Annotated in this window: 15 protein-coding genes and 1 riboswitch; of the genes, 9 read left to right on the top strand and 6 right to left on the bottom strand. The window is 71.8% G+C overall.

Annotated features, from left to right (window positions below):
• The first annotated feature begins 61 nt into the window (after positions 1-61).
• Complete coding sequence (locus A4U64_RS21420) at positions 62-1243, top strand: MFS transporter (RefSeq protein WP_232334207.1); 1182 nt, start codon at positions 62-64, stop codon at positions 1241-1243.
• A gap of 4 nt (positions 1244-1247) precedes the next feature.
• Here the strand turns inward: A4U64_RS21420 and A4U64_RS21415 are convergent, their stop codons facing one another.
• Both A4U64_RS21415 and A4U64_RS21410 read right to left on the bottom strand, forming a co-directional pair.
• Positions 1248-2609, bottom strand: a complete 1362-nt coding sequence (locus tag A4U64_RS21415) for a M1 family metallopeptidase (RefSeq protein ID WP_065923088.1) — start codon at positions 2607-2609, stop codon at positions 1248-1250.
• Positions 2606-6520 carry a Pls/PosA family non-ribosomal peptide synthetase gene (locus A4U64_RS21410; RefSeq protein WP_065923087.1) on the bottom strand — a complete coding sequence of 1305 codons (3915 nt, stop codon included), beginning with the start codon at positions 6518-6520 and terminating at the stop codon, positions 2606-2608. The genes A4U64_RS21415 and A4U64_RS21410 overlap by 4 nt, the downstream gene beginning before the upstream one ends.
• Before the next feature lie 248 nt (positions 6521-6768).
• Positions 6769-6884: riboswitch (SAM riboswitch) on the top strand.
• A 66-nt stretch (positions 6885-6950) separates the two neighbouring features.
• On the opposite strand from A4U64_RS21410, the gene A4U64_RS21405 reads away from it, so the two are divergent.
• Positions 6951-8270: an aminotransferase class V-fold PLP-dependent enzyme gene (locus A4U64_RS21405; RefSeq protein WP_065923086.1), complete on the top strand. Its 1320-nt coding sequence runs from the start codon at positions 6951-6953 to the stop codon at positions 8268-8270.
• Positions 8271-8325: 55 nt separating this feature from the next.
• Here A4U64_RS21405 and A4U64_RS21400 read toward each other — a convergent pair whose 3' ends face one another.
• Together A4U64_RS21400 and A4U64_RS21395 are read right to left on the bottom strand one after the other, a co-directional pair.
• Positions 8326-8799, bottom strand: coding sequence for a YbaK/EbsC family protein (locus A4U64_RS21400; RefSeq protein ID WP_006930436.1), 474 nt, complete (start codon positions 8797-8799; stop codon positions 8326-8328).
• A 65-nt stretch (positions 8800-8864) separates the two neighbouring features.
• On the bottom strand, positions 8865-9386 hold the full coding sequence (locus tag A4U64_RS21395; protein ID WP_006930435.1) for a 2-oxo-4-hydroxy-4-carboxy-5-ureidoimidazoline decarboxylase: 522 nt from the start codon (positions 9384-9386) through the stop codon (positions 8865-8867).
• Between the two features lie 147 nt (positions 9387-9533).
• Here A4U64_RS21395 and A4U64_RS21390 point away from each other — a divergent pair, with 147 nt between their 5' ends.
• Together A4U64_RS21390 and A4U64_RS21385 are read left to right on the top strand one after the other, a co-directional pair.
• A complete protein-coding gene (locus A4U64_RS21390; protein WP_006930434.1) occupies positions 9534-10364 on the top strand; it encodes a crotonase/enoyl-CoA hydratase family protein in 831 nt (276 codons plus the stop codon).
• 11 nt (positions 10365-10375) lie between these two features.
• Complete coding sequence (locus A4U64_RS21385) at positions 10376-11485, top strand: SRPBCC family protein (RefSeq protein ID WP_050034526.1); 1110 nt, start codon at positions 10376-10378, stop codon at positions 11483-11485.
• A 54-nt stretch (positions 11486-11539) separates the two neighbouring features.
• On the opposite strand, the gene A4U64_RS21380 is transcribed toward A4U64_RS21385, so the two are convergent.
• Positions 11540-12031: an inorganic diphosphatase gene (locus A4U64_RS21380; protein WP_006930432.1), complete on the bottom strand. Its 492-nt coding sequence runs from the start codon at positions 12029-12031 to the stop codon at positions 11540-11542.
• Between the two features lie 170 nt (positions 12032-12201).
• Here A4U64_RS21380 and dacB point away from each other — a divergent pair, with 170 nt between their 5' ends.
• The 4 genes from dacB to hpt are packed head-to-tail and all read left to right on the top strand — an operon-like array spanning position 12202 to position 16215.
• Positions 12202-13608, top strand: coding sequence for a D-alanyl-D-alanine carboxypeptidase/D-alanyl-D-alanine endopeptidase (gene dacB / locus A4U64_RS21375; protein ID WP_029540702.1), 1407 nt, complete (start codon positions 12202-12204; stop codon positions 13606-13608).
• Positions 13599-14639 carry a zinc-dependent metalloprotease gene (locus A4U64_RS21370; protein ID WP_006930430.1) on the top strand — a complete coding sequence of 347 codons (1041 nt, stop codon included), beginning with the start codon at positions 13599-13601 and terminating at the stop codon, positions 14637-14639. The genes dacB and A4U64_RS21370 overlap by 10 nt, the downstream gene beginning before the upstream one ends.
• A 2-nt stretch (positions 14640-14641) precedes the next feature.
• Complete coding sequence (gene tilS / locus A4U64_RS21365) at positions 14642-15640, top strand: tRNA lysidine(34) synthetase TilS (protein ID WP_065923548.1); 999 nt, start codon at positions 14642-14644, stop codon at positions 15638-15640.
• Between the two features lie 20 nt (positions 15641-15660).
• Entirely contained in the window at positions 15661-16215 is a 555-nt protein-coding gene (gene hpt, locus A4U64_RS21360) for a hypoxanthine phosphoribosyltransferase (RefSeq protein ID WP_006930428.1), read from the top strand.
• On the opposite strand, the gene A4U64_RS21355 is transcribed toward hpt, so the two are convergent.
• Positions 16203-18275: a serine/threonine-protein kinase gene (locus A4U64_RS21355; protein WP_065923085.1), complete on the bottom strand. Its 2073-nt coding sequence runs from the start codon at positions 18273-18275 to the stop codon at positions 16203-16205. The two genes, hpt and A4U64_RS21355, sit on opposite strands and share 13 nt — an antisense overlap.
• A gap of 224 nt (positions 18276-18499) precedes the next feature.
• Here A4U64_RS21355 and ftsH point away from each other — a divergent pair, with 224 nt between their 5' ends.
• On the top strand, positions 18500-20806 hold the full coding sequence (ftsH, locus tag A4U64_RS21350; RefSeq protein ID WP_065923084.1) for an ATP-dependent zinc metalloprotease FtsH: 2307 nt from the start codon (positions 18500-18502) through the stop codon (positions 20804-20806).
• The last annotated feature ends 23 nt before the right edge of the window (positions 20807-20829 follow it).

The following is a 20829-nucleotide window of genomic DNA, read 5'->3' as shown; positions in this document are numbered from 1 at the left end:
TCGGCTGCCGACACTTACGGAAACGGTCCCGCGCGGGACGTGGCTGCTCGTGGCCGCCGCGATGTTCACCGTCGCCTGGGGCGGCAACGAGTTCACGCCGCTGCTCGTGATGTACCGGCTCGAACACGGTTTCGCGCCGGTCGTCGTCGACCTGTTCCTCTTCGCGTACGTCCTGGGCATCGTGCCGGCCCTGCTCGTCGGCGGCCCGCTCTCCGACCGGCTCGGGCGGCGACCGGTCATGGTGCCCGCGCCGTTCGTCGGCCTGGCCGGTTCCGCGGTGCTCGCCCTCGGGGCGGACTCCGCGCCGCTGCTCATCCTCGGTCGCATCCTCTGCGGGATCGCCCTCGGTCTCGGCATGGCCGTCGGCGGCAGCTGGCTGAAGGAACTGTCCGATCCGCGCTGGGATCCGCGCGCGACTCCCGGTGCCGGTGCGCGACGGGCCGCGATGAGCCTGACCGCCGGCTTCGGGGTCGGGGCCGGGGTCGCGGGGGCCCTCGCGCAGTGGGCGCCGATGCCGAGCGCCCTGACCTACCTCGTGCACATCGGGCTGAGCGTCGGCGCCGGTGCGGCGCTGCTCCGGACGCCGGAGACCCGGCCGGCGCAGCCGGAGGTGGAACGGACTCCGCTGCGGGAGGATCTGAAGATCCCGGCGGCCGGGCACGCCCGCTTCCTGTTCGTGATCGCCCCCGTCGCCCCCTGGGTGTTCGGTGCCGCGAGTTCGGCCTACGCGATCATTCCGGCGCTGATGACCGGGCACAGCGGCGACGCGCCGGTCGCGTTCTCGGCACTGCTGTGCGTCGTGGCCCTCGGTGCCGGTTTCGCGATCCAGTCGCTGGGCCGCCGGATCGACACCCCGCGCAACGCCCGGGCCGTGGTGGTGGCGCTGACGCTGCTCGTGGTGGGGATGGTCACGGCGGCGGTCGCGGCCGCGGCACTGACCGTGCCGCTGGCGCTGCTGGCCGCGGTCGTCCTGGGGTGCGGCTACGGCATGGCGCTGGTGTCGGGTCTGCAGGAGGTGCAGCGCATCGCCGGCCCCGACGACCTCGCCGGGCTCACCGCGGTGTTCTATTCGCTGAGCTATCTCGGTTTCGCGGTGCCCGCCGCCATGGTGTACCTGTCGCAGACGTACCCGGTCCTGACCTACCCGGCGATGTTCGTGGTGGGCGCCGTCGCGGCGGCCGCGTGCCTGGTGCTCGTCCTGGTCAAGTGGCGGGCGCACCTGCCGGAGCGAGCACACGCCTGACGCCTCACGGCTCGGGCATCGGCGGCAGTGCCTTCTCGGCGAGCCACGCGTCCCACAGCGGACGCAGCGGTGCATCCGCGAACCGCGCCGCCAGATCGGTGAACTGCTCGGTGGTGACGATCCCGTGCCGGTGCTCGGCGGTCCACTGCCGCAGCAACGCGAAGAACTTCTCGTCGCCGAGGCGCAGGCGCAGCGCGTGCAGGGTCAGGGCGCCGCGCTTGTAGACGCGGTCGTCGAACATCAGCTCCGGGCCCGGGTCGCCGAGGAGGAGGTCCTGGGGTTTGCGGCCGAGCCCCCGGTGCGCGTCGGCGGCGATCGTGTGCGCCGACGGGCCGTCGGAGTTCTCCGACCACAGCCACTCCGCGTAGCAGGCGAAGCCCTCGTTCAGCCAGATGTCGCGCCACCGCGACAGGGTGAGGCTGTTGCCGAACCACTGGTGGGCGAGCTCGTGCGCGACGAGCCGCTCCTCGCCGCGGCTGCCGTCGCAGTGGTTCGCGCCGAAGATCGACAGGGTCTGCGCCTCGATCGGGATCTCGAGCTCGTCCGCGGTGACGACGACGCTGTAGTGCGTGAACGGGTAGGGCCCGAAGAGCCGGGAGAAGACGTCCATCATCTGTGGTTGCCGGCCGAAGTCCCGGTCGAAGTTCGCCTTCAGGCGCGGGGGATGCACCGCGTAGAGGGGCACCGGCCCGTCGGACACCCTGCGGGTCTCGTAGTTTCCGATCTGCACGGTGGCCAGGTAGGTCGCCATCGGTTCCGGCTGTTCGTACTCCCAGGTGGTCTGGCTGGCCCTCATCGTCCTGCGCACCAGCGTGCCGTTCGCGATCACCTGGAAGGGCGAGTCGGCGGTGACCGTGATCCGGTAGCTGGCCTTGGCGCCGGGATGGTCGTCGCAGGGGAACCACGATGCGGCGCCGTTGGGCTGACTCGCGACGAGCGACCCCTCCTCGAGTTCCTCCCAGCCGACCTCGCCCCAGGGGCTGCGGATCGGTTTCGGTGTTCCGTGATAGTGGACGACGATCGTCAGGACCCCGCCCACGGGAATCTTCCGGGCCGGGGTGACGACGAGCTTGCCGTCGCGCTGGGCGTACTTGGCGGGCCGGGATCCGTTGACCGACAGTTTCGTCACCCGCATCGTCGGTGCGAGGTCGAGCGCGAACTTGCCGCGTGCGTCGGTGGTGGTGGCGATGACGGTGGCCGTGCCGGTGAGCCGGTTGGCCACCACCCGGTAGGTCAGGTCGAGCTCGTACCGCGACACGCGGTACCCGCGGTTGCCGCTCCGCGGCAGGTACGGATCGATCGGGGCGTCCGGCTTCGCGGTCCTGCCGTTGTCGCGCGACTTCTTCGGGTCGTTCCCCGGCTTCACTGCGGGGACCAATCGCTCGGGTGTGACCACGGTGCGATCGGATTGCCTTGCCATCTGCTCGAATCCGGAACGACGTCGCCGCGCATCACCAGCGAGGCGGGACCGACGGTGGCGCCGGCTCCGATTCCGGCCGCGGGCAGTGCGACGCACTGGGGGCCGAGGGTGGCGCCGGCGCCGAGCGTGACGGTGTCCATGGACATGATCCGATCATGGAACAGGTGCGTTTGCACAACACATCCGCGTTCCACCGTCGCGCCGTCGCCGAGGGTCACCAGGTCGGCCTCCGGCAGCCAGTAGCTCTCGCACCACACCCCGCGGCCGATCTTCGCGCCCAGGCCCCGCAGCCACAGGTTCATCACGGCCGTTCCGGTGGCGGGCCGGGCGAACCACGGCGCCGCGACGGTTTCGACGAACGTGTCGGCCACCTCGTTGCGCCACACGAACCAGCTCCACAGCGGGTGCTCCTCGCGGCCGATGCGCCCGACGGCCACCCACTTGGCGGTCACGGACACGATGCCGGCCACGGCGCCGGCAAGGATGAGCACGAGGCCGCTCAGCGCCGCGGCCGGGCCGTATCCCGCCGCGCCGGCCAGCGCCTGCAGGGCGAACAGGACGCCGAGGCCGATGCCGAACGTGACGATCATGGGGAGCAGGCGGAAGGTCTCGACGAAGCCGCGTGCCACCCGGAGCCGCAGCGGGGGCGCGAACGTGCGGCTCGAGTCGCCGTCGTTCGCGGCGCGGCGCAGCCGCACCGGTGGGCTGCCCAGCCACGAGGAACCCGACTTGGCCTTCGACGGGGCAGCGGAGAGCACGGCGACGAGCCCGTACTTGGGCACCCGGCGCCCGGGGGCGGCCATGCCCGAGTTGCCGAGGAACGCGCGCTTGCCGACCTTGGCCCGGGAGATGTACAGCCAGCCGCCACCGAGTTCGTAGCTGGCGACCATGGTGTCGTCGGCGAGGAAGGCGCCGTCGGCGACGCGGGTGAACTTGGGCACCATCAGCACGGTGGAGGCTTCGACGTCCTTGCCGATGTCGGCGCCGAGCAGCCGCAGCCAGCCGGGGGTGAGCATCGAGGCGTAGAGCGGGAACAGGAACGTGCGCGAGCTGTCCATCAGGCGCTCGGTCGCCCACACCTGCCAGCCGACGCGGCTGCGGACGGGGTGGTGGCCCTCGATCATGCCGAGGGACAGGGCGCGCACCGACAGCACCGTGAGCGCGGCGAACACGAACAGGGTCAACAGTGCGGCCACCGGCAGGATCGCTGCGCTGCGGAGCAACGCGTCGGTCAGGTCGGCGGTGTCGCGGATCCACCATCCGACCAGCGTGAGGCCGGCGGCGATCGAGACGATCGGCAGCGAGGCCAGCGCCACCGACGTGAGGCCGAAGACCGGCACCCACCACGCGGCGCGGCGCGGCGGCTCGTCGGGCCACGGATGTACGGCCTTGCCGACCTTCCGCGCAGGGGAGCCCGCCCAGTGCTGGCCGGCCTTGACCCGGCCGAAGACGGCGGAGCCGGCCTCGACCTCGGCGTTCTTGCCGATCTTGGCGCCCGGGGCGAGCGTCGAGCGGGCACCGACGGTGGCGCCGGCGCCGATCCGGATGGTGCCGATGTGGACCTCGTCGCCGTCGACCCAGTGGCCGGACAGGTCGACCTCGGGTTCGACGGAACAGCCGTCGCCGAGTTCGAGCATGCCGGTCACCGGCGGCAGGCTGTGCAGGTCGACGCCCTGACCGACCTTCGCGCCGAGGGCGCGGGCGTAATACAGCATCCACGGCGCCCCGGACAGGTTCACCGCGCCGCTGGCCTCCGACAGCCGCAGCGCCGTCCACAGCCGCAGGTGTTCGCTGCCGCCCCTCGGATAGGTGCCCGGTTCCAGGTTGCGCAGCAGCAGCCGCGTCCCGGCGACGGCGACGGACATCCGGCCGAGCGGGGTCAGGAACAGCAGGATGCCGAGCGCCACCCACCACCACGACACCGCCGCGAGCCACGGCAGGTCGACGAACAGCGCGAAGACGTTGTTCGCCGTCGCCAGCCATGTCACCCATTGCAGTCCGGTCAGGGTGGTGAGCGGCACCGTGATGGCCAGCTGCAGCAGCTGCGTCCGGCGTGGGACGGGGGCCACCTGCCGCGGCGCGACCACCGCGGACGGCGCGAGGTCGTCGAGGTACCCGGCCAGCGAGCCGAGCCGCGGATGGTCGTACAGTTCGGCGACGGTCATCGCGGGGTAGCGCTCGCGCAGGGCGGTCACCAGCTGGGCCGCGGAGAGGGAGCCGCCGCCCAGTTCGAAGAAGTCGTCGTCGATGCTCTCGATCGGGGTGCCGAGGATCGACACCCACAGTCCGGCGACCCACTCGGCGGTCGGGTCGAGACCCAGGGCCTCGGCGGAGTCGGCCTCGGCGCCGGGCAGCGGCCACGGCAGCGCGTTGCGGTCCACCTTGCCGGAGGTGCGGGTGGGCAGCTCGTCCACCAGCGCCAGCCGCGGCACCAGGGCCGCGGGCAACTGCTCGCCGAGCAGGTCGCGCGCGGAGGCGAGGTCGAACTCCGGGTCGGTGCTGGCGATGTACCCGACGAGGATCGAGTGCCCGGCCGTGGTCTTGCGCACGGCGGCCGCGCCGCCGGCGACGCCGGGCAGGTTCTGCAGAGCGTTGTCGACCTCGCCGAGCTCGATGCGCCGACCGCCGATCTTGACCTGATCGTCGGCGCGTCCCTGGAACAGCAGGCCCTTGCGGTCGAGGGTGACCAGGTCGCCGCTGCGGTACGCGCGGTCCCAGCCGAGGGTGGGCATGGGTGCGTATTTCTCGGCGTCCTTGGCCGGGTCGAGGTAGCGAGCCAGTCCGACGCCGCCGATGACGAGTTCGCCGGTACCGCCCTCGGGCACGGGCCGGCCGTCGGCGTCCACCACGGCGAGGTCCCAGCCGTCGAGCGGCAGGCCGATGCGGATCGGGCCCTTGCCGTCCATGGTTGCCGCGCATGCGACGACGGTGGCCTCGGTCGGCCCGTAGGTGTTCCACACCTCGCGACCGGGCACGGCCAGTCGCTCGGCGAGGTCCGGCGGGCAGGCCTCGCCACCGAAGATCAACAGCCGCACCGCTTCGAGCGCCTCGGCGGGCCACATCGCCGCGAGGGTGGGGACGGTGGAGACGACGCTGATGTCGCGGGAGACCAGCCACGGCCCGAGGTCCATCCCGGACCGCACGAGCGAGCGGGGCGCCGGCACGAGGCACGCGCCGTGCCGCCACGCCAGCCACATCTCCTCACAGGAGGCGTCGAAGGCGACCGACAGTCCGGCCAGTACGCGGTCGCCGGGCCCGATCGGGTTCTCGCGCAGGAACAGCCGGGCCTCGGCGTCGACGAAGGCGGCGGCGCTGCGATGGCTGACCGCGACGCCCTTGGGGGTGCCGGTGGAGCCGGAGGTGAAGATGATCCAGGCGGCGTCGTCGAGGCGCGGGCCGCGCAGCTGTGGCGCGGGCGACGGCGGCGCGGTGCCCGGGCCGATGCCGTCGGCGGTGACGACGGCGGTGACCATCGCCTCCCCGAACACGAGTTCGGCGCGTTCGTCGGGGTCGTCCGCGTCCACCGGCACGTAGGCCGCGCCGGCCGCGAGGATGCCCAGGATCATCACGTACAGGTCCTTGGAGCCGGACGGCATGCGCACGCCGACGCGGTCACCGGCGCCGACTCCCGCGTCGGCGAGCCGGTACGAGCAGGCGATGACCTCCTCGACGAGTTCGGTGTAGCTGAGAGTCACGGTGCCGTCGTCGACGGCCGGGGCGTCCGGGTGGGTGTCGGCGGTGGCCCGCAGGATGTCGACGAGGGTGCGGGGGGCCGGGGCGTGGGAGGAGCGAACGAACTCCTCGGGGATGCGATACGACCGATCCGGATCCGTCGTGGGCTGGGCAGGCAATCGCATGTCCTTCTCTCGGCCTGGTGATGCGTTCGTCCGGTTATCTCACGGTCAGATGGACGGAGGGTGAACATCGGGTGTGTCGGTGCCCACTCCATCGGTGGAATCTCCCGCTCGACCCGACGTCGCGCTCCGCGGCGCGGCGTCCGACTCTGCTCGAAAAACCTTATCTCCCTGAAACTTCCGTTTGCGGGACGACGGCCGCCGCGATTCCGGTTTGACATCCGTGCGCGCTCCTGCAATCCTCTTCGGCAGGTCACGAGAACCAGCGACAAGCCCCGGCTAGCTGGTCGGCAACCCTCCTCCGCGGTGGGGTGCTCCGGGTGACGACCAGGCCGTGTTTCCACACCGGACACGGCAAGCGCGGATTCGGACCGTGATCGCACTCGGGCGACGAGGCGACCACCGGCGAATCCCTGAACGACGAGGGAACGTCATGACTGCTGCCGTACTGACCGCCGACACCTGCATCGCCCCGTTCGCCCGGGTCACCGGATGTGACCTGCAGGTACCCCTGGTCCAGGGTGGTACCTGCACCTACGCCAACTTCGACTACGCGGCGAGCGCGCCCGCCCTCGAAGCGGTCACCGAGCGGATCGCCGAGCTCCTGCCGTACTACGCCAGTGTGCACCGCGGTGCCGGTTACGCCTCCCGGATCTCCACCTCGAGCTACGAGCAGGCTCGTGAGTCGGTGGCCCGATTCGTGTGCGCCGCAGACGATCAGGTGGTGGTGTTCACCCGCAACACCACCGACTCCCTCAACCTCCTGGCCGGAGCCGTACCCGGCGACGTCGTGGTGCTCGACGTCGAGCACCACGCAAACCTGTTGCCCTGGAAGAACGCCCGCGTCGTCGAGGCCGCGGACACCGTCGCCGAGACGGTCCGCCGGCTCGTCGCCGAGCTGTGCAGCAAGCCCGCCGCGCTGCTCGCCGTCACCGGCGCCTCCAACGTGACCGGCGAGGTCCTCCCGATCGCCGAACTCGCCGACGTGGCGCACGCCTGCGGCGCCCGGATCCTCGTCGACGGAGCGCAATTGGTGCCGCACCGGCGGATCGACCTCACCGCTCTCGGCGTCGACTACCTCGCGTTCTCGGGTCACAAGCTCTACGCCCCGTTCGGTGCCGGCACTCTGGTCGGACGCCGGGACTGGCTCGACGTCGCGGAACCGTATCTCGCAGGGGGCGGTGCGGTCCGCGAAGTGCGTCTCGGTCACACCGAATGGGCGTGCGCCCCGGCGCGGCACGAGGCCGGCACGCCGAACGTGCTCGGCGTCGCGGCCCTCGCCGCGGCGTGCGACGCGCTCGCCGGTTTCGACGCCGACGCCGTCGCCGAGCACGAGGAGGCGCTGTGCCGGCGCCTCCTCGGCGGGCTGCGCGACCTCGACGGCGTGGAGATCCTGCGGCTGTGGAGCGACTCGCCGGACTCGGTCGGCATCGTCACCTTCACGGTCTCCGGATTCGAACCCGGCGAGGTGGCGTCGTACCTGTCCGCCGAGCACGGAATCGGTGTGCGCGACGGCCGGTTCTGCGCACACCCGCTGCTCGCGCGGGTCGGCCTGCCCGGCGGTGCGGTGCGCGCCTCCCTGGGGCTCGGCAGTTCGTCCGCCGACGTGGACCGCCTGCTCGACGCGCTGCGCGGGCTCGTCGACGCCGGTCCCGGCTGGACCTACGCCAAGACCGACGGCCTGTGGGGACCGTCGCCCGAGACCCGTCCGGGCCTGGTGGAGTCCACCGCCGGCGCCGCGCAGTGCAGCTGACCGATTCCCGGGCGGACCGCCGGACAGGCACTGCCCGCCGGTCGAGCCGGCAGGTCTAGTCGACGTCGACGTCGACGGCCGCCGTGATGCGCATCAGCTCGCGGAACGTCGTGCGGAACAGCGTGCGCGGATGCCCGCCGGAGGCCCACAGCTCGGGGAAAGCGGCCAGGGCGGTGTCGACGTACGTGGTCAGGTTCGTCGGATGCCCGAGCGGTGCCACCCCGCCGACGGGCTGCCCGGTGACCTCGGTGACCACGTCCGGGGGCGCCGCAACGAGCGCACCACCGAGGCGTTTGCCCGTCCGTTCCGGGTTCACCCGATGCGCACCCGAGACCAGCAGCAGCACCGGTTCGTCGTCGAGCAGGAACACCAGCGACTTGACGATCGCACCCACGTCGACCCCGAGTGCGGCCGCCGCCTGCTCCGCGGTGTGCACCGACTCCGGCTGGGTTGTGATCAGCCCGTGATGACCGCGCGCGATGAGCGTGTCGGCCACCCGAGCGGCATTCGGATGCAGTGTCCCGGACATGGTTCCAGCCTAGGAGCCCACCGCCGTCCGTGGCCCCGATCGACAGGGCTGCCCGCAGTCGGCGGTCAATACAGGGGAAAGCCGTCCTCCGGTCCGAGCATGCGCTCGAGCCGGGTACGGGTGATCTTGGCCAGTTCCTCCGTGCACGCTTTGCGCTCCGCCTCGGGTTCGTGCGCGAGGCGGTGGTGAAGATCCGTCAGCAGTTCCCCCGGCCCGCGTCCCTGGGGGCACCACAGGTAGCGGTAGCCGAAGCGCTCCTCGTAGGCGGCCGCCGCGGCCGTGATCGCGGTCATCAACGCCTCGTCCTCGTCCCACAGCGAGCACTGCTCGAGCCGCGAGGCGGTGCTGCCGCGCCGGCGTCCCACCACCGGGTGGCAGTCGAGGGCCTCCGCGATCTCCGCGTCGCCCAGCGAGAACAGGGCGGCGTCGGCTCGGGCGAACAGTTCCGAGTAGCTCGCGTAGGGTCGCCCGGCCGCCACCGACTGGGCCCAGGTCAGCGACGCGCAACACTCGTACAGCGCGTGGGTGGCGCCCCGCCGGGACAGGGCATTGAAGGCGCCCAGACCGATGCCCTGATGCATCAACATGGCAGTCGCTCCTTTGCGAGTCGGACCGTTCGTGTCCTCAGGATCCGTCCGGTTCGCGGCGGTCACCAGTGGGGTAGCAGGGAATTTTCGAGGCTGTAACGAGCGGCCCTCGTCGGCCGTCCGAAGCGCAGACATTACTGTTGAGTAATGACTGCAGATTCCCGCTGGAAAGCGTTCACCGTCGACGTCGCCGACCACGTCGCCCGCGTCACGCTGGTCGGGCCCGGCAAGGGCAACGCGATGGGTCCCGACTTCTGGACCGAGCTGCCCGTGCTGTTCGGCGAGCTCGACGCCGATCCGGACGTGCGCGCCGTCGTGCTCGCCGGCGCCGGCAAGCACTTCTCCTTCGGCCTCGACCTGCCCGCCATGAGCGGCGACCTGGGCAAGGTCCTCGCCGACAAGGCGCTGGCCGCCCCGCGCACCGAGTTCCACGAGATGGTCAAGCGGATGCAGGCGGCGATCACCGCGGTCGCGGACTGCCGCAAGCCGGTCGTCGCGGCCGTGCAGGGCTGGTGCATCGGCGGCGGCGTGGACCTGATCTCGGCGGCCGACATCCGCTACGCCAGTGCCGACGCGAAGTTCAGCGTCCGCGAGGTCAAGGTCGGGATGGTCGCCGACGTGGGTAGCCTCGCCCGCCTGCCGCTGATCATCGGCGACGGGCACCTGCGCGAACTCGCCCTCACCGGCAAGGACATCGACGCGGCACGTGCGGAGAAGATCGGTCTGGTCAACGACGTCTTCGCCGACGCCGACGCCGTTCTGGCGGCCGCGCAGGCCACCGCCGCCGAGATCGCGGCGAACCCGCCGCTGGTCGTGCACGGCATCAAGGACGTCCTCGACCACAGCCGCTCGGCGCGCGTCGACGACAGCCTGCGCTACGTGGCGGCCTGGAACGCGGCGTTCCTGCCGTCGGAGGACCTGACCGAGGCCATCACGGCAGTCTTCGAGAAGCGGCCCCCGGAGTTCCGGGGGCGGTAGAGGATGGACGGGTGCGACGGCATCCGGCCCTGACGTGGGGCGGCCGGCTGGTGCCGGTCGTCCCACTGTTGTATCTGGCGGTCTATCGGCCGTGGCAGCTGCGCTGGGGTGCGACCAGGACCGAAGTGGCTCAGCGGGTTCCGGGGGACGAGATCGTGCCCGGTCCGCACTGGTCGGCGACCCGTGCGGTGTCGATCGCGGCCGACCCCGAGGACGTGTGGCCCTGGCTGGTCCAGATGGGGGCGGGGGACCGTGCCGGCTGGTACAGCTACGACCTCGTCGACAACGGCGGGAAGCCGAGCGCCGGCGAGATCCGGCCCGAACTGCAGCGGCTCGAGGTCGGCGACCCCGTCCGGCTCGTCGCGGGTTCTCCGGCCGCCTTCCGGGTGGAGTCGATCGACCCCGGACGTTCGCTCGTGTATGCCCACTCGCACGACGGTGGCACGGTCACCGCCGCGCTGGTGCTGCGCCCGGACGGTCCCGGCCGTAGCCGGCTGGTGCATCGCGTGCGATTCCGCATCCCTCCGTCGCCGTTCGCTGTCGGCTGGGCCGCCCTCATGGACGCGGGGGACTTCGTGATGTCCCGGCGGATGCTGCTCGGCATCCGGGACCGGGCCGAGCGGCATGCCCGACGGCGCCGGGGCGGGCCGCCGCCTGTCGACGAAAGTCATGGGGCCACAATGGATTTCCGGCTCATGATCCCGGTGCGCCGACCGCCCGGTGCGGCGTTCGCGCTGCTCGCCGACGTTCAGGAACACGTGGGTGCACCGGCGCGCACGGGCGTCCGGATGAGCAAATCTCCACTCGGTCCGACCGCCGAGGGCACCCGGTGGCACGAGCGGGTGCGGCTCGCGCCGGGCTGGTGGATGTCCGTCGACAGCGTCGTGACCGCGATCGAGGAGCCGGAGCTGCTCGGGATGGACTTCCGGAGCGCCTGGTTCACCGGTCACCTCGACTACCGGATCGAGTCCACCCCGGGGGGATGTCTCCTGCGGCAGCACTTCGTCATGCGGTTGCCGCGCCCGCTGCAGTCGTGGTCGGCGCGGGTGGACGCCCGGCTCCGCCCGCGCCTGCTCGATCGGCTCGCCGAGGTCCGGGACGCGATCGAGCAGGGCGTGTGAGAACGCGTTCGGGCTCCGCAGCCGGCGGCCGCGGAGCCCGAACGATGCGTGGTGTCAGTGCCCGCCGTCGGCCTTCAGGCGCTCGATCGACGCGGAGACCTCGGCCTCGGCCTCGGCGCGGCCGACCCAGTCCGCGGCCTCGACGTGCTTGCCCGGCTCGAGGTCCTTGTAGTGCACGAAGAAGTGCTTGATGGCGTCCAGTTCGAACTGCGAGACGTCGCTGATGTCCTTGACGTGGTCCCAGCGCGGATCGCCCGCGGGCACGGCGAGGACCTTGTCGTCGCCCCCGGCCTCGTCGACCATCTTGAACATGCCCACCGGGCGGGCCTCGACGATGACGCCGGGGAACACCGACTCGGGCAGCAGCACCATGCAGTCCAGCGGGTCGCCGTCCTCGCCGAGGGTGTTCTCGATGTAGCCGTAGTCGGCGGGGTAGCCGAACGAGGTGTAGAGGTAGCGGTCCAGCTTCACACGGCCGGTTTCGTGATCGACCTCGTACTTGTTGCGCTGTCCCTTGGGGATCTCGATGGTGACCTCGAACTCCACGCCGTGTCCTCACTTGTAAGTCGATACGACTGCCGTATCTGCGGTGATGGTCCGCACAGAGGATAACGGGTCGGCGCTAGGCTGGTGGCGCAGGTGCCGGACCAGCGGGGCGGCCACCAGGGCGCGGGTTTCGCCGGAGCGGACGCCGCGGGATTCGACACAGCGGAGGCGTGTTGGCGGGGCAGGGCAAGAAGAAGCTGGGCACACTGGCGGGACGGCGCCGCCGGAACCTCCGGATCCTGTTCACCATCTGGGGAGCGGGAACCGTCGCGCTGCTCGTGGGGGGAGCCTTCGCGCTCTCCGACGTCCGCAGCGGGGAGGCCGCCGCCGCGATAGCGCCCGCGCCGGCGCCCGTCACCGCAACCCCGCAGGTGGCGCCGGTACCCGCCGACGCGCTCGCCCCCACCGCTCCCGCGCTGGCGGCCACGCTCGCACCGGCGCTGGGGAACGCGGGACTCGGCAACTTCACCGGCTCGATCACCGACGCCGCCACGGGCACCGTGCTGTGGTCGAAGGATCCCGCCCGGCCGATGATCCCGGCGTCGACGACGAAGGTCCTCACCGCCGCCGCGGCGCTGCTCGCCCTGCCCGCCGAACACCGCGTCACCACCAAGGTCGTCGAGGGTGGCCGGCCGGGGGAGATCGTGCTCGTCGCCGGCGGCGATCCCACCCTCACCGCCCGGCCCGTCGGCGAATCCGGCTTCTACGCCGGCGCCCCGCGCATCGCCGACCTGGTGCAGCAGATCCAGCGGAGCGGCACCGTCGTCGACACGGTGCTCGTCGACGCCGGTGCCTACGCCGGCGACCCTCTGGCCCCCGGCTGGTTCCCGGCCGACATCGCCGGCGGTTCCGTGGCCCCGATCGAACCGGTGATGCTCGACGGCGGCCGCCTGAACCCGCTCGAGGACGAGTCGCCGCGCACGCCCACCCCCGCCCTCGACGCCGGTCGGGCCCTCGCCGCAGCACTCGGCGCCGACCCCGCCCGGGTCGCCGCCGGCACCGCCCGGCCCGGAGCAGCCCCGCTGGCCGCGGTCCAGTCGGCGCCGCTGCGCGACCGGCTCGGGCAGATGATGGGCTACTCCGACAATGTCCTCGCCGAGGCCGTCGGCCGCGAGATCGCCGCGGCCGAGGGCGCCGAGCCGTCGTTCCGCGGCGCGGTCGACAGCGTCTCCGCGGTCCTGCGCGAGGCCGGATTCGACCTGACCGGGCTCACCCTCCACGACGTGAGCGGGCTGTCCGTCGACAACCGGATTCCCGCGCAACTGCTCGACGGGGTGATGGCCGCCGCCGCCGGAACCGAACAGGCGTCGCTGCGCCCGATGCTGGACTACCTGCCCGTCGCCGGCGCCACCGGCACCCTCTCCGAGCGCTACGCCTCGACCAATCGCGACGGGGCGGGTTGGGTCCGCGCGAAGACGGGCACTCTGTCACAGGCGAGCGGCCTGACCGGATTCGTCGTCGACACCGACGGACGGGTGCTGACGTTCGCCCTGTTGTCCAACGACCGTCCGCCGGGCGAGAGCCGGCCGGCCCTCGACGCGGTGGCGGCGACCCTCCGAGGATGCGGATGCCGATGACCGACCAGGACCGGACGCTGGGTGACGCGATCGACTGGAAGCTCGCGGCCGGGATCGGGGCGCGCCTGACCCGACCGGGCCCGGCGATGTCGCGCTACACCGCCGAGACCGTCTCCGCCGAGCTGGCGTCGGCCGCCGACCGCGCCGAGCCGCCGGTGCGGGAGCTGACCGGACTCGGTGACGGGCGGGACGTGCCGCCCGCCGCGGTCGTCGACCGGTCCGGCTGGGTGCACGCCGCCGCCAGGTCGATGGCAGACCTCACCGGTTCCGGGCCCGCCGACGGCCGCTGGGTCGGCAAGCCCGCCGGCGTGCAGGCCGGTGCGATGCTCGCGTACCTTTCCTCCGCCGTGCTCGGTCAGTACGACCCGTTCTCACGGTCGCTGCTGCTCGTCGCGCCGAACGTCGTCGCGGTCGAGCGGGCGCTGCGGGTGCCCACCGCCGACTTCCGGCTGTGGGTGTGCCTGCACGAGGTCACCCACCGCGTGCAGTTCGCCGAGGCGCCGTGGATGGCAGATCTGATGCGCGAGGCCGCGGCGGAGCTGGGCCGGACCGCGGAAGAGTCGTTCACCGACCTGGCCGGCCGGATCACCGGGGTCCTGCGCGATCGCCGGCCGGGCGAGGAGAAACCCATGGCCGAGCGCGGCGTGCTCGGTCTCGTCCGAGCGGTGCAGTCCGAACCCCAGCGCGCCGCACTCGACCGCATGCTGGCCCTCGGCACCGTGCTCGAAGGCCACGCCGACCACGTGATGGACGCGGTCGGGCCCACCGTGGTGCCCGCCGTCGCGCAGATCCGCCGGGCGTTCGACAACCGCCGGCGCCGGGCCGTGAACCCCGTCCACCGCATCATCCGCGCACTGCTCGGGATGGACGCCAAGATGGCCCAGTACGTGCAGGGCAAGAAGTTCGTCGACACCGTCGTCGAGCGGGCGGGCATGGCCCGGTTCAACGTCGTCTGGAGCGGTCCGGACGCGATGCCGACCCTCGCCGAGATCGACGACCCCCACGCGTGGATCGCGCGGGTGCTGGGCTGACGGTGTCGTCCGAGCGGCCGCTCCTGCCCGAGACCCCTGCCCTCCACGAGGTGCGCCTGGCCGTGCGGCGGTGGGTCGCGGCCCACGGCCGGTCCGTCGCGGTCGGCCTGTCCGGCGGCGCCGACTCGTCGGCCCTGACCGCCGCCGCCGTCGCCGAGGCGGATTCGGTGCGGGCCGTCGTCGTCGACCACGGCCTGCAACCCGGCTCCGGCGACGTGGCCGCCCTGGCCGCGGAGTTCGCGCGATCCGCCGGGTGCGGATCGGTGCAGGTCGTCCGCGTCGCGGTGACCGGCCCCGGCGGACTCGAGGCGGCAGCGCGCGCGGCCCGCTACCGGGCGCTCGGCGAGGCCCGGGCGGGGTTGCCCGTGCTGCTCGGGCACACGCTCGACGATCAGGCCGAGACGGTGCTGCTCGGGCTGGGCCGCGGTTCCGGTGCCCGGTCCCTCCGCGGCATGTGCGAGTTCGACGATCCGTGGGGCCGCCCCCTGCTCGGGGTGCACCGCGAGGTCACCCGCCGGGCATGCGCGGAACTGGGGTACGCGCCCTACGAGGACGCGCACAACAGCGACCGGCGCTTCACCCGGGTGCGGCTGCGTGAGGAGGTGCTGCCGCTGCTCGAGGAGGTGCTCGGGGGTGGGGTCGCGTCGGCCCTGGCGCGCACGGCCCGGCAGTTGCGCGAGGACGAGGACGCATTGGAGGAACTGGCCCTGCAACTGCTCGCGGAGGCCCGGGCCGGGACCGGCCTGGCCGTGGACGCCCTCGCCGGCACTCCCGTGGCGGTGCGACGGCGGGTCCTGCGGCGATGGCTGCTCGACTCGGGGGCGTCGGCGCCGACGGACCGCACCCTGCGGGCCGCCGACGAGCTGATCGGCCGGTGGCGCGGGCAGGGCGCGGTGGCCGTGGGCGGCGGGCCGGAGCCCGGCGTCAGGTTGGTGGTCACGCGTCGGCGTGGCAGGCTGATCGTCGAGTTCGTCGGCCGGCGACAGGGCGCGGACGACTGAGGGAAGGCAGGAAGAACCCGGTGTACGAGAACGACATCGCGTCGGTACTGATCTCCGAGGACCAGATCAAGCAGCGCACGAAGGAGCTGGCCGAGACCATCGCCACGCGCTACCCGGTGGGCGCACCCGAGGGTGACCTGCTGCTCATCGGCGTGCTCAAGGGCGCGATCTTCTTCATGACCGACTTCGCGCGGGCACTGCCGATCCCCACCCAGATGGAGTTCATGGCGGTCAGCTCGTACGGGTCGTCCACGTCCTCGTCCGGTGTGGTGCGCATCCTCAAGGACCTCGACAAGGACATCGCCGGCCGGAACGTGCTGATCGTCGAGGACATCATCGACTCCGGCCTGACGCTGTCCTGGCTCATGCGCAACCTCTCCTCGCGCAACCCGGCGTCCCTCGAGGTGGTGACGTTGCTGCGCAAGCCGGAGGCCGTGAAGGTCGACGTCCACGTCGCCGACGTGGGATTCGACATCCCGGACGAGTTCGTCGTCGGCTACGGCCTCGACTACGACGAGCGCTACCGCGATCTGCCGTACATCGGCACCCTCGACCCGAAGGTCTACACCGGCTGATCCGAGGTCGGCCCCACCGGATCGCGCGTCGACCGCGTCGGGGCCATGCCGCGCTGCAGTGCCCGCAGGTCGTCCTCCATGATGCGGAACAACCAGTACACGAGCACGAACGCGGCGATGCTGCCCACCGCCAGCACCCGGACCGCGACGAGAACCTGCTGGATCTCCTCGGGCGAGAGATACGTCACGCCGGCGACCCCGACGAGCGGCACGGCCGCCGCGAGCGCCAGGTAACGCACACTGCGCCGGTGCAGCCCCTCGAGTTCGCGGGCGTCCGTGGCGTCGGTCGCCCCGTGCGGCAGGAACGCCGGATACAACGATCGCACCATGTAGAAGGCGACCAGGAAGAACGGGTAGGCGACGGCGATCGCGCCGCACACCAGGATCGACGTGAGGAAGTGCGCGGCCGAGGGGCCGTCGATGTTGCCGCCGACGAAGTGCAGCGCGACGGGGAACGCGATGCCCGCGACCGTCCACAGGGTCATCACCACCGCGGCGACGCGGTCGCTGATCAGCAGCGCGTCGTGCCGGGCCCGGGCGAGTTCCACCGCGTCGTAGCTGCGGCCGCGGTGGAGGCCGCGCGGCACGGTGATCAGCCGTCGGCACAGGTACACGATGATCACCGTGCCGAGGGGGAAGGTGATCCCGTTGATGATCAGCGCGAGCTGTTCGAACTCGCGCTGGGTGTCCGGTGGGAGCCGGTCGACGATCAGGTTCGCATTGTGCTGGTAGTTGTACAGGGCGGCCAGCACGTTCGGGATCGCGATCGCGGCCGTGAGGATCGGCACCACGGGGCGGCGCAGCCGGGCCCGCCAGCTGTGCGGCGGCGGGTCGACGAGGTCCCGGGCCCGCGGATCGAGGCATAGGTCGAACTGCTGGGCCAGCTCCGCGCCCGACGCCCACCGGTCCGCCGGATCCGGCTCGAGGCACTTCGCGAGCACCCGGAGCAGGGTCTGGGGGCAGTCGGCCGGGACCCGCTCGCGTGCAGCCGCGGTCAGTCCCGTGCGGCGCCGCGCGAGCATGGTCTCGAGCGCGGGCAGGGTCTCGGCGCCCAGATCGTCCTCGCTGTTGGGCCGGCCGCCGGTGAGCAGTTCCCACAGCATCACCCCGAGCGCGTAGATGTCGCTGCGGGTGTCCATGTCCGCGGCGGTGCCGGGCAGCCCGGGATGGCACGCCTCGAGTTGTTCGGGCGACATATAGGCCAGGGACCCGCCGAGGTACGCCACGGCGGACGTGCCGCCGACGGACTCGGCGAAGCTGATGTTGAAGTCGGCGAGCTTGGGCACGCCCTCCGCGGTGAGCAGGACGTTGGCCGGCTTGACGTCGCGGTGCAGCACGCCGCGCCGGTCGGCGTAGTCCAGCGCGGAGGCGAGCCGGCGGCCGAGCCACGCGACGGTCTCGGGCCAGGTCAGGCTCTCGAGCCGGCTGCGCACGGTCGACTCGGCGGGCCGGATCTCACCCTTCTCGGCGAGGGTCTCGTCGACGACGTCGAGCAGGAGCCGGCCGCTGCGCTGCTCCGGCGGGGTGGTGCGCACCCGGTGCAGCACCCGCAGCAGCGTCCCGCCCGGCAGATACTGCATGTACAGCAGCCGCAGGCCGTGTTCCGGCAGGATCCGCTGGTCGAAGACGCGGACGATGTAGTCGTGGTCGAGCTGGGCGAGGGTCTGCGCCTCGGTGCCGCGGTCGGGGGAGATCTTCACCGCGACGAGCCGCTGCATCGAGTGCTGCCGGGCGAGGAACACGCGGCCGAAGGCGCCGCGGCCGAGGTTGGTGAGCAGGTCGAAGTCGTCGATCCGGTTCCCGGCCTCGACGTCGTCGATGCCGGCGGGGACGCGGACCGGGAAGGGCTCGGTCGTCGCCTCGCCAGGAAGGACGGCCGCAGCCGTGCGGGTCGGCTCGGTGGTCGCATCGGCCGTGCGCGTGAGGTCAACAGGTGCGGTACGGGTGGGATCGGCCGCAGCCGTTCGGGTCGGCTCGGCCGCAGCCGTTCGGGTCGGCTCGGCCTCGGTGATCCGGGTCGGGTCGGCCTCGGTTGCAGCGTCCGGCTCCTGCATGGCCATGCGAAATGATAACCACGTCGTGGCCCGTGACCGCAGGCACCTGACGCGACCGGGAACCCCCGGGTGGTCCCGGACGTTGATCCTTCGGACCGTGCGGCCGCGCGAGGGCAACGCTGCGCGTCCACGCGGTAACCTTGCGGTGTCCGGTTCGTCGCCGGACTCCTCGGGACGACCACGATGATGACCGCACTATCGAAAGGACCGGCCGGCCGGGCCGAACCTGTATGAACCGCAAGACAGTGTTCCGTAATCTGGCGATCGTCGCCGGCATCCTGTTGGTCATCTACGCCTTCAGCTACTTCGGCGACGACACCCGCGGTTTCGCCAAGGTGGACACGTCTGTCGCGATCGCCCAGCTCGACGCGAACAACGTCAGCCGGGCGCAGATCGACGACCGCGAGCAGCAGGTCCGCCTGTGGCTGAAGAGCGGCAACGAGGCGACCGGGGACAACACCGAGATCCTCGCGAAGTACCCGGAGTCGGCGTCCGAGCAGATCTTCGACAAGGTCGCCGGCGCGGGCCTCGAGAAGTTCGACACCACCGTCACCCAGGAGAGCTGGCTGACGTCGATCCTGCTGTTCGTGCTCCCGATGATCATCCTGCTCGGGGTGTTCTTCTTCGTGATGAGCCGCATGCAGGGCGGTGGCCGCGGCGGCATGATGGGCTTCGGCAAGTCCAAGGCCAAGCAGCTGTCCAAGGACATGCCCAAGACCACGTTCGCCGACGTCGCCGGTGCGGACGAGGCGGTCGAAGAGCTGTACGAGATCAAGGACTTCCTCCAGAATCCGGCGCGCTACCAGGCCCTCGGCGCGAAGATCCCGAAGGGCGTGCTGCTGTACGGACCTCCCGGTACGGGCAAGACGCTGCTCGCCCGCGCGGTCGCCGGCGAGGCCGGTGTCCCGTTCTTCACCATCTCCGGTTCGGACTTCGTGGAGATGTTCGTCGGTGTCGGCGCGTCCCGCGTGCGCGACCTGTTCGAGCAGGCCAAGCAGAACAGCCCGTGCATCATCTTCGTCGACGAGATCGACGCGGTCGGCCGCCAGCGTGGCGCCGGCCTCGGCGGTGGCCACGACGAACGTGAGCAGACGCTCAACCAGCTGCTCGTCGAGATGGACGGCTTCGGGGACCGGCAGGGCATCATCCTCATCGCCGCCACCAACCGTCCCGACATCCTGGATCCGGCCCTGCTGCGTCCGGGCCGGTTCGACCGGCAGATCCCGGTCAGCAATCCCGATCTCGCCGGGCGCCGGGCGATCTTGCAGGTGCATTCCAAGGGCAAGCCGCTCGACCAGAACGCCGACCTCGAGGGGCTGGCCAAGCGCACGGTCGGCATGTCCGGTGCCGACCTGGCCAACGTCGTGAACGAGGCCGCGCTGCTCACTGCGCGCGAGAACGGCACCGTCATCACCGAGGCCTCGCTCGAGGAGTCGGTGGACCGCGTGATCGGCGGCCCGCGGCGCAAGAGCCGCATCATCAGCGAGCACGAGAAGAAGATCACCGCCTACCACGAGGGCGGGCACACGCTCGCCGCCTGGGCGATGCCGGACATCGAGCCGGTCTACAAGGTGACGATCCTCGCCCGTGGCCGCACCGGTGGTCACGCGATGACCGTCCCCGAGGACGACAAGGGCCTGATGACCCGCTCGGAGATGATCGCCCGCCTGGTGATGGCCATGGGTGGCCGCGCCGCCGAGGAACTCGTGTTCCACGAGCCGACGACGGGTGCCTCCTCCGACATCGACCAGGCCACCAAGATCGCCCGGGCGATGGTCACCGAGTACGGCATGAGCGCCCGCCTCGGCGCCGTCCGCTACGGGCAGGAACACGGCGATCCGTTCCTCGGCCGCTCGATGGGCGTGCAGTCCGACTACTCGCACGAGGTGGCCCGCGAGATCGACGAGGAGGTACGCAACCTCATCGAGGCCGCGCACACCGAGGCGTGGGCGATCCTCAACGACTACCGCGACGCGCTGGACCTGCTCGCCGGTGAGCTGCTCGAGCACGAGACCCTCACCCGCAAGGACCTCGAGCGGATCCTCGCCTCCGTCGAGAAGCGGCCACGGATCACCGAGTTCAACGACTTCGGTGGACGCACGCCGTCGGACAAGCCCCCGATCAAGACGCCGGCCGAGCTGGCGAAGGAACGCGGCGAGCCGTGGCCGCCGGAAGCGGTGCGCCCGTCCTTCACCAAGCCCGCCCAGCCGCAGCCGCAGCCCGCGGCGCCGACGAACGGGCATCCGGCGCCGGTGCCGGCGCCCGCCTCGGAGCCCCTGCCGGGCTTCGGGCAGCCGCCGCACCCGGGTGGGCCGCGTCATGCGACCCGGCCCGACTACGGCGCGCCGGCCGGCTGGTCGGCACCCGGTTGGCCGCCGGCCGAGTCCGAGCAGCCGCCGCAGAGCACCTATCCTGGGTATCCGCAATGGACCCAGCCCGCGCGCCCGGCCGACGACGACGAGCGGCAGACCGGTAGGAACGTGGCTCCCGAGCCACCGCCGACACAGCCGTGGGAGGGGCCGACCGGTCCGCGCTGAGCCCGAGTCAACGAGAGTGGAGG

It is taken from the genome of Rhodococcus sp. WB1, from assembly GCF_001700945.1.
In the GTDB taxonomy this organism is placed as follows: Bacteria; Actinomycetota; Actinomycetes; order Mycobacteriales; family Mycobacteriaceae; genus Rhodococcus; species Rhodococcus aetherivorans.
This window is presented reverse-complemented; position numbering and strand designations above follow the sequence as displayed.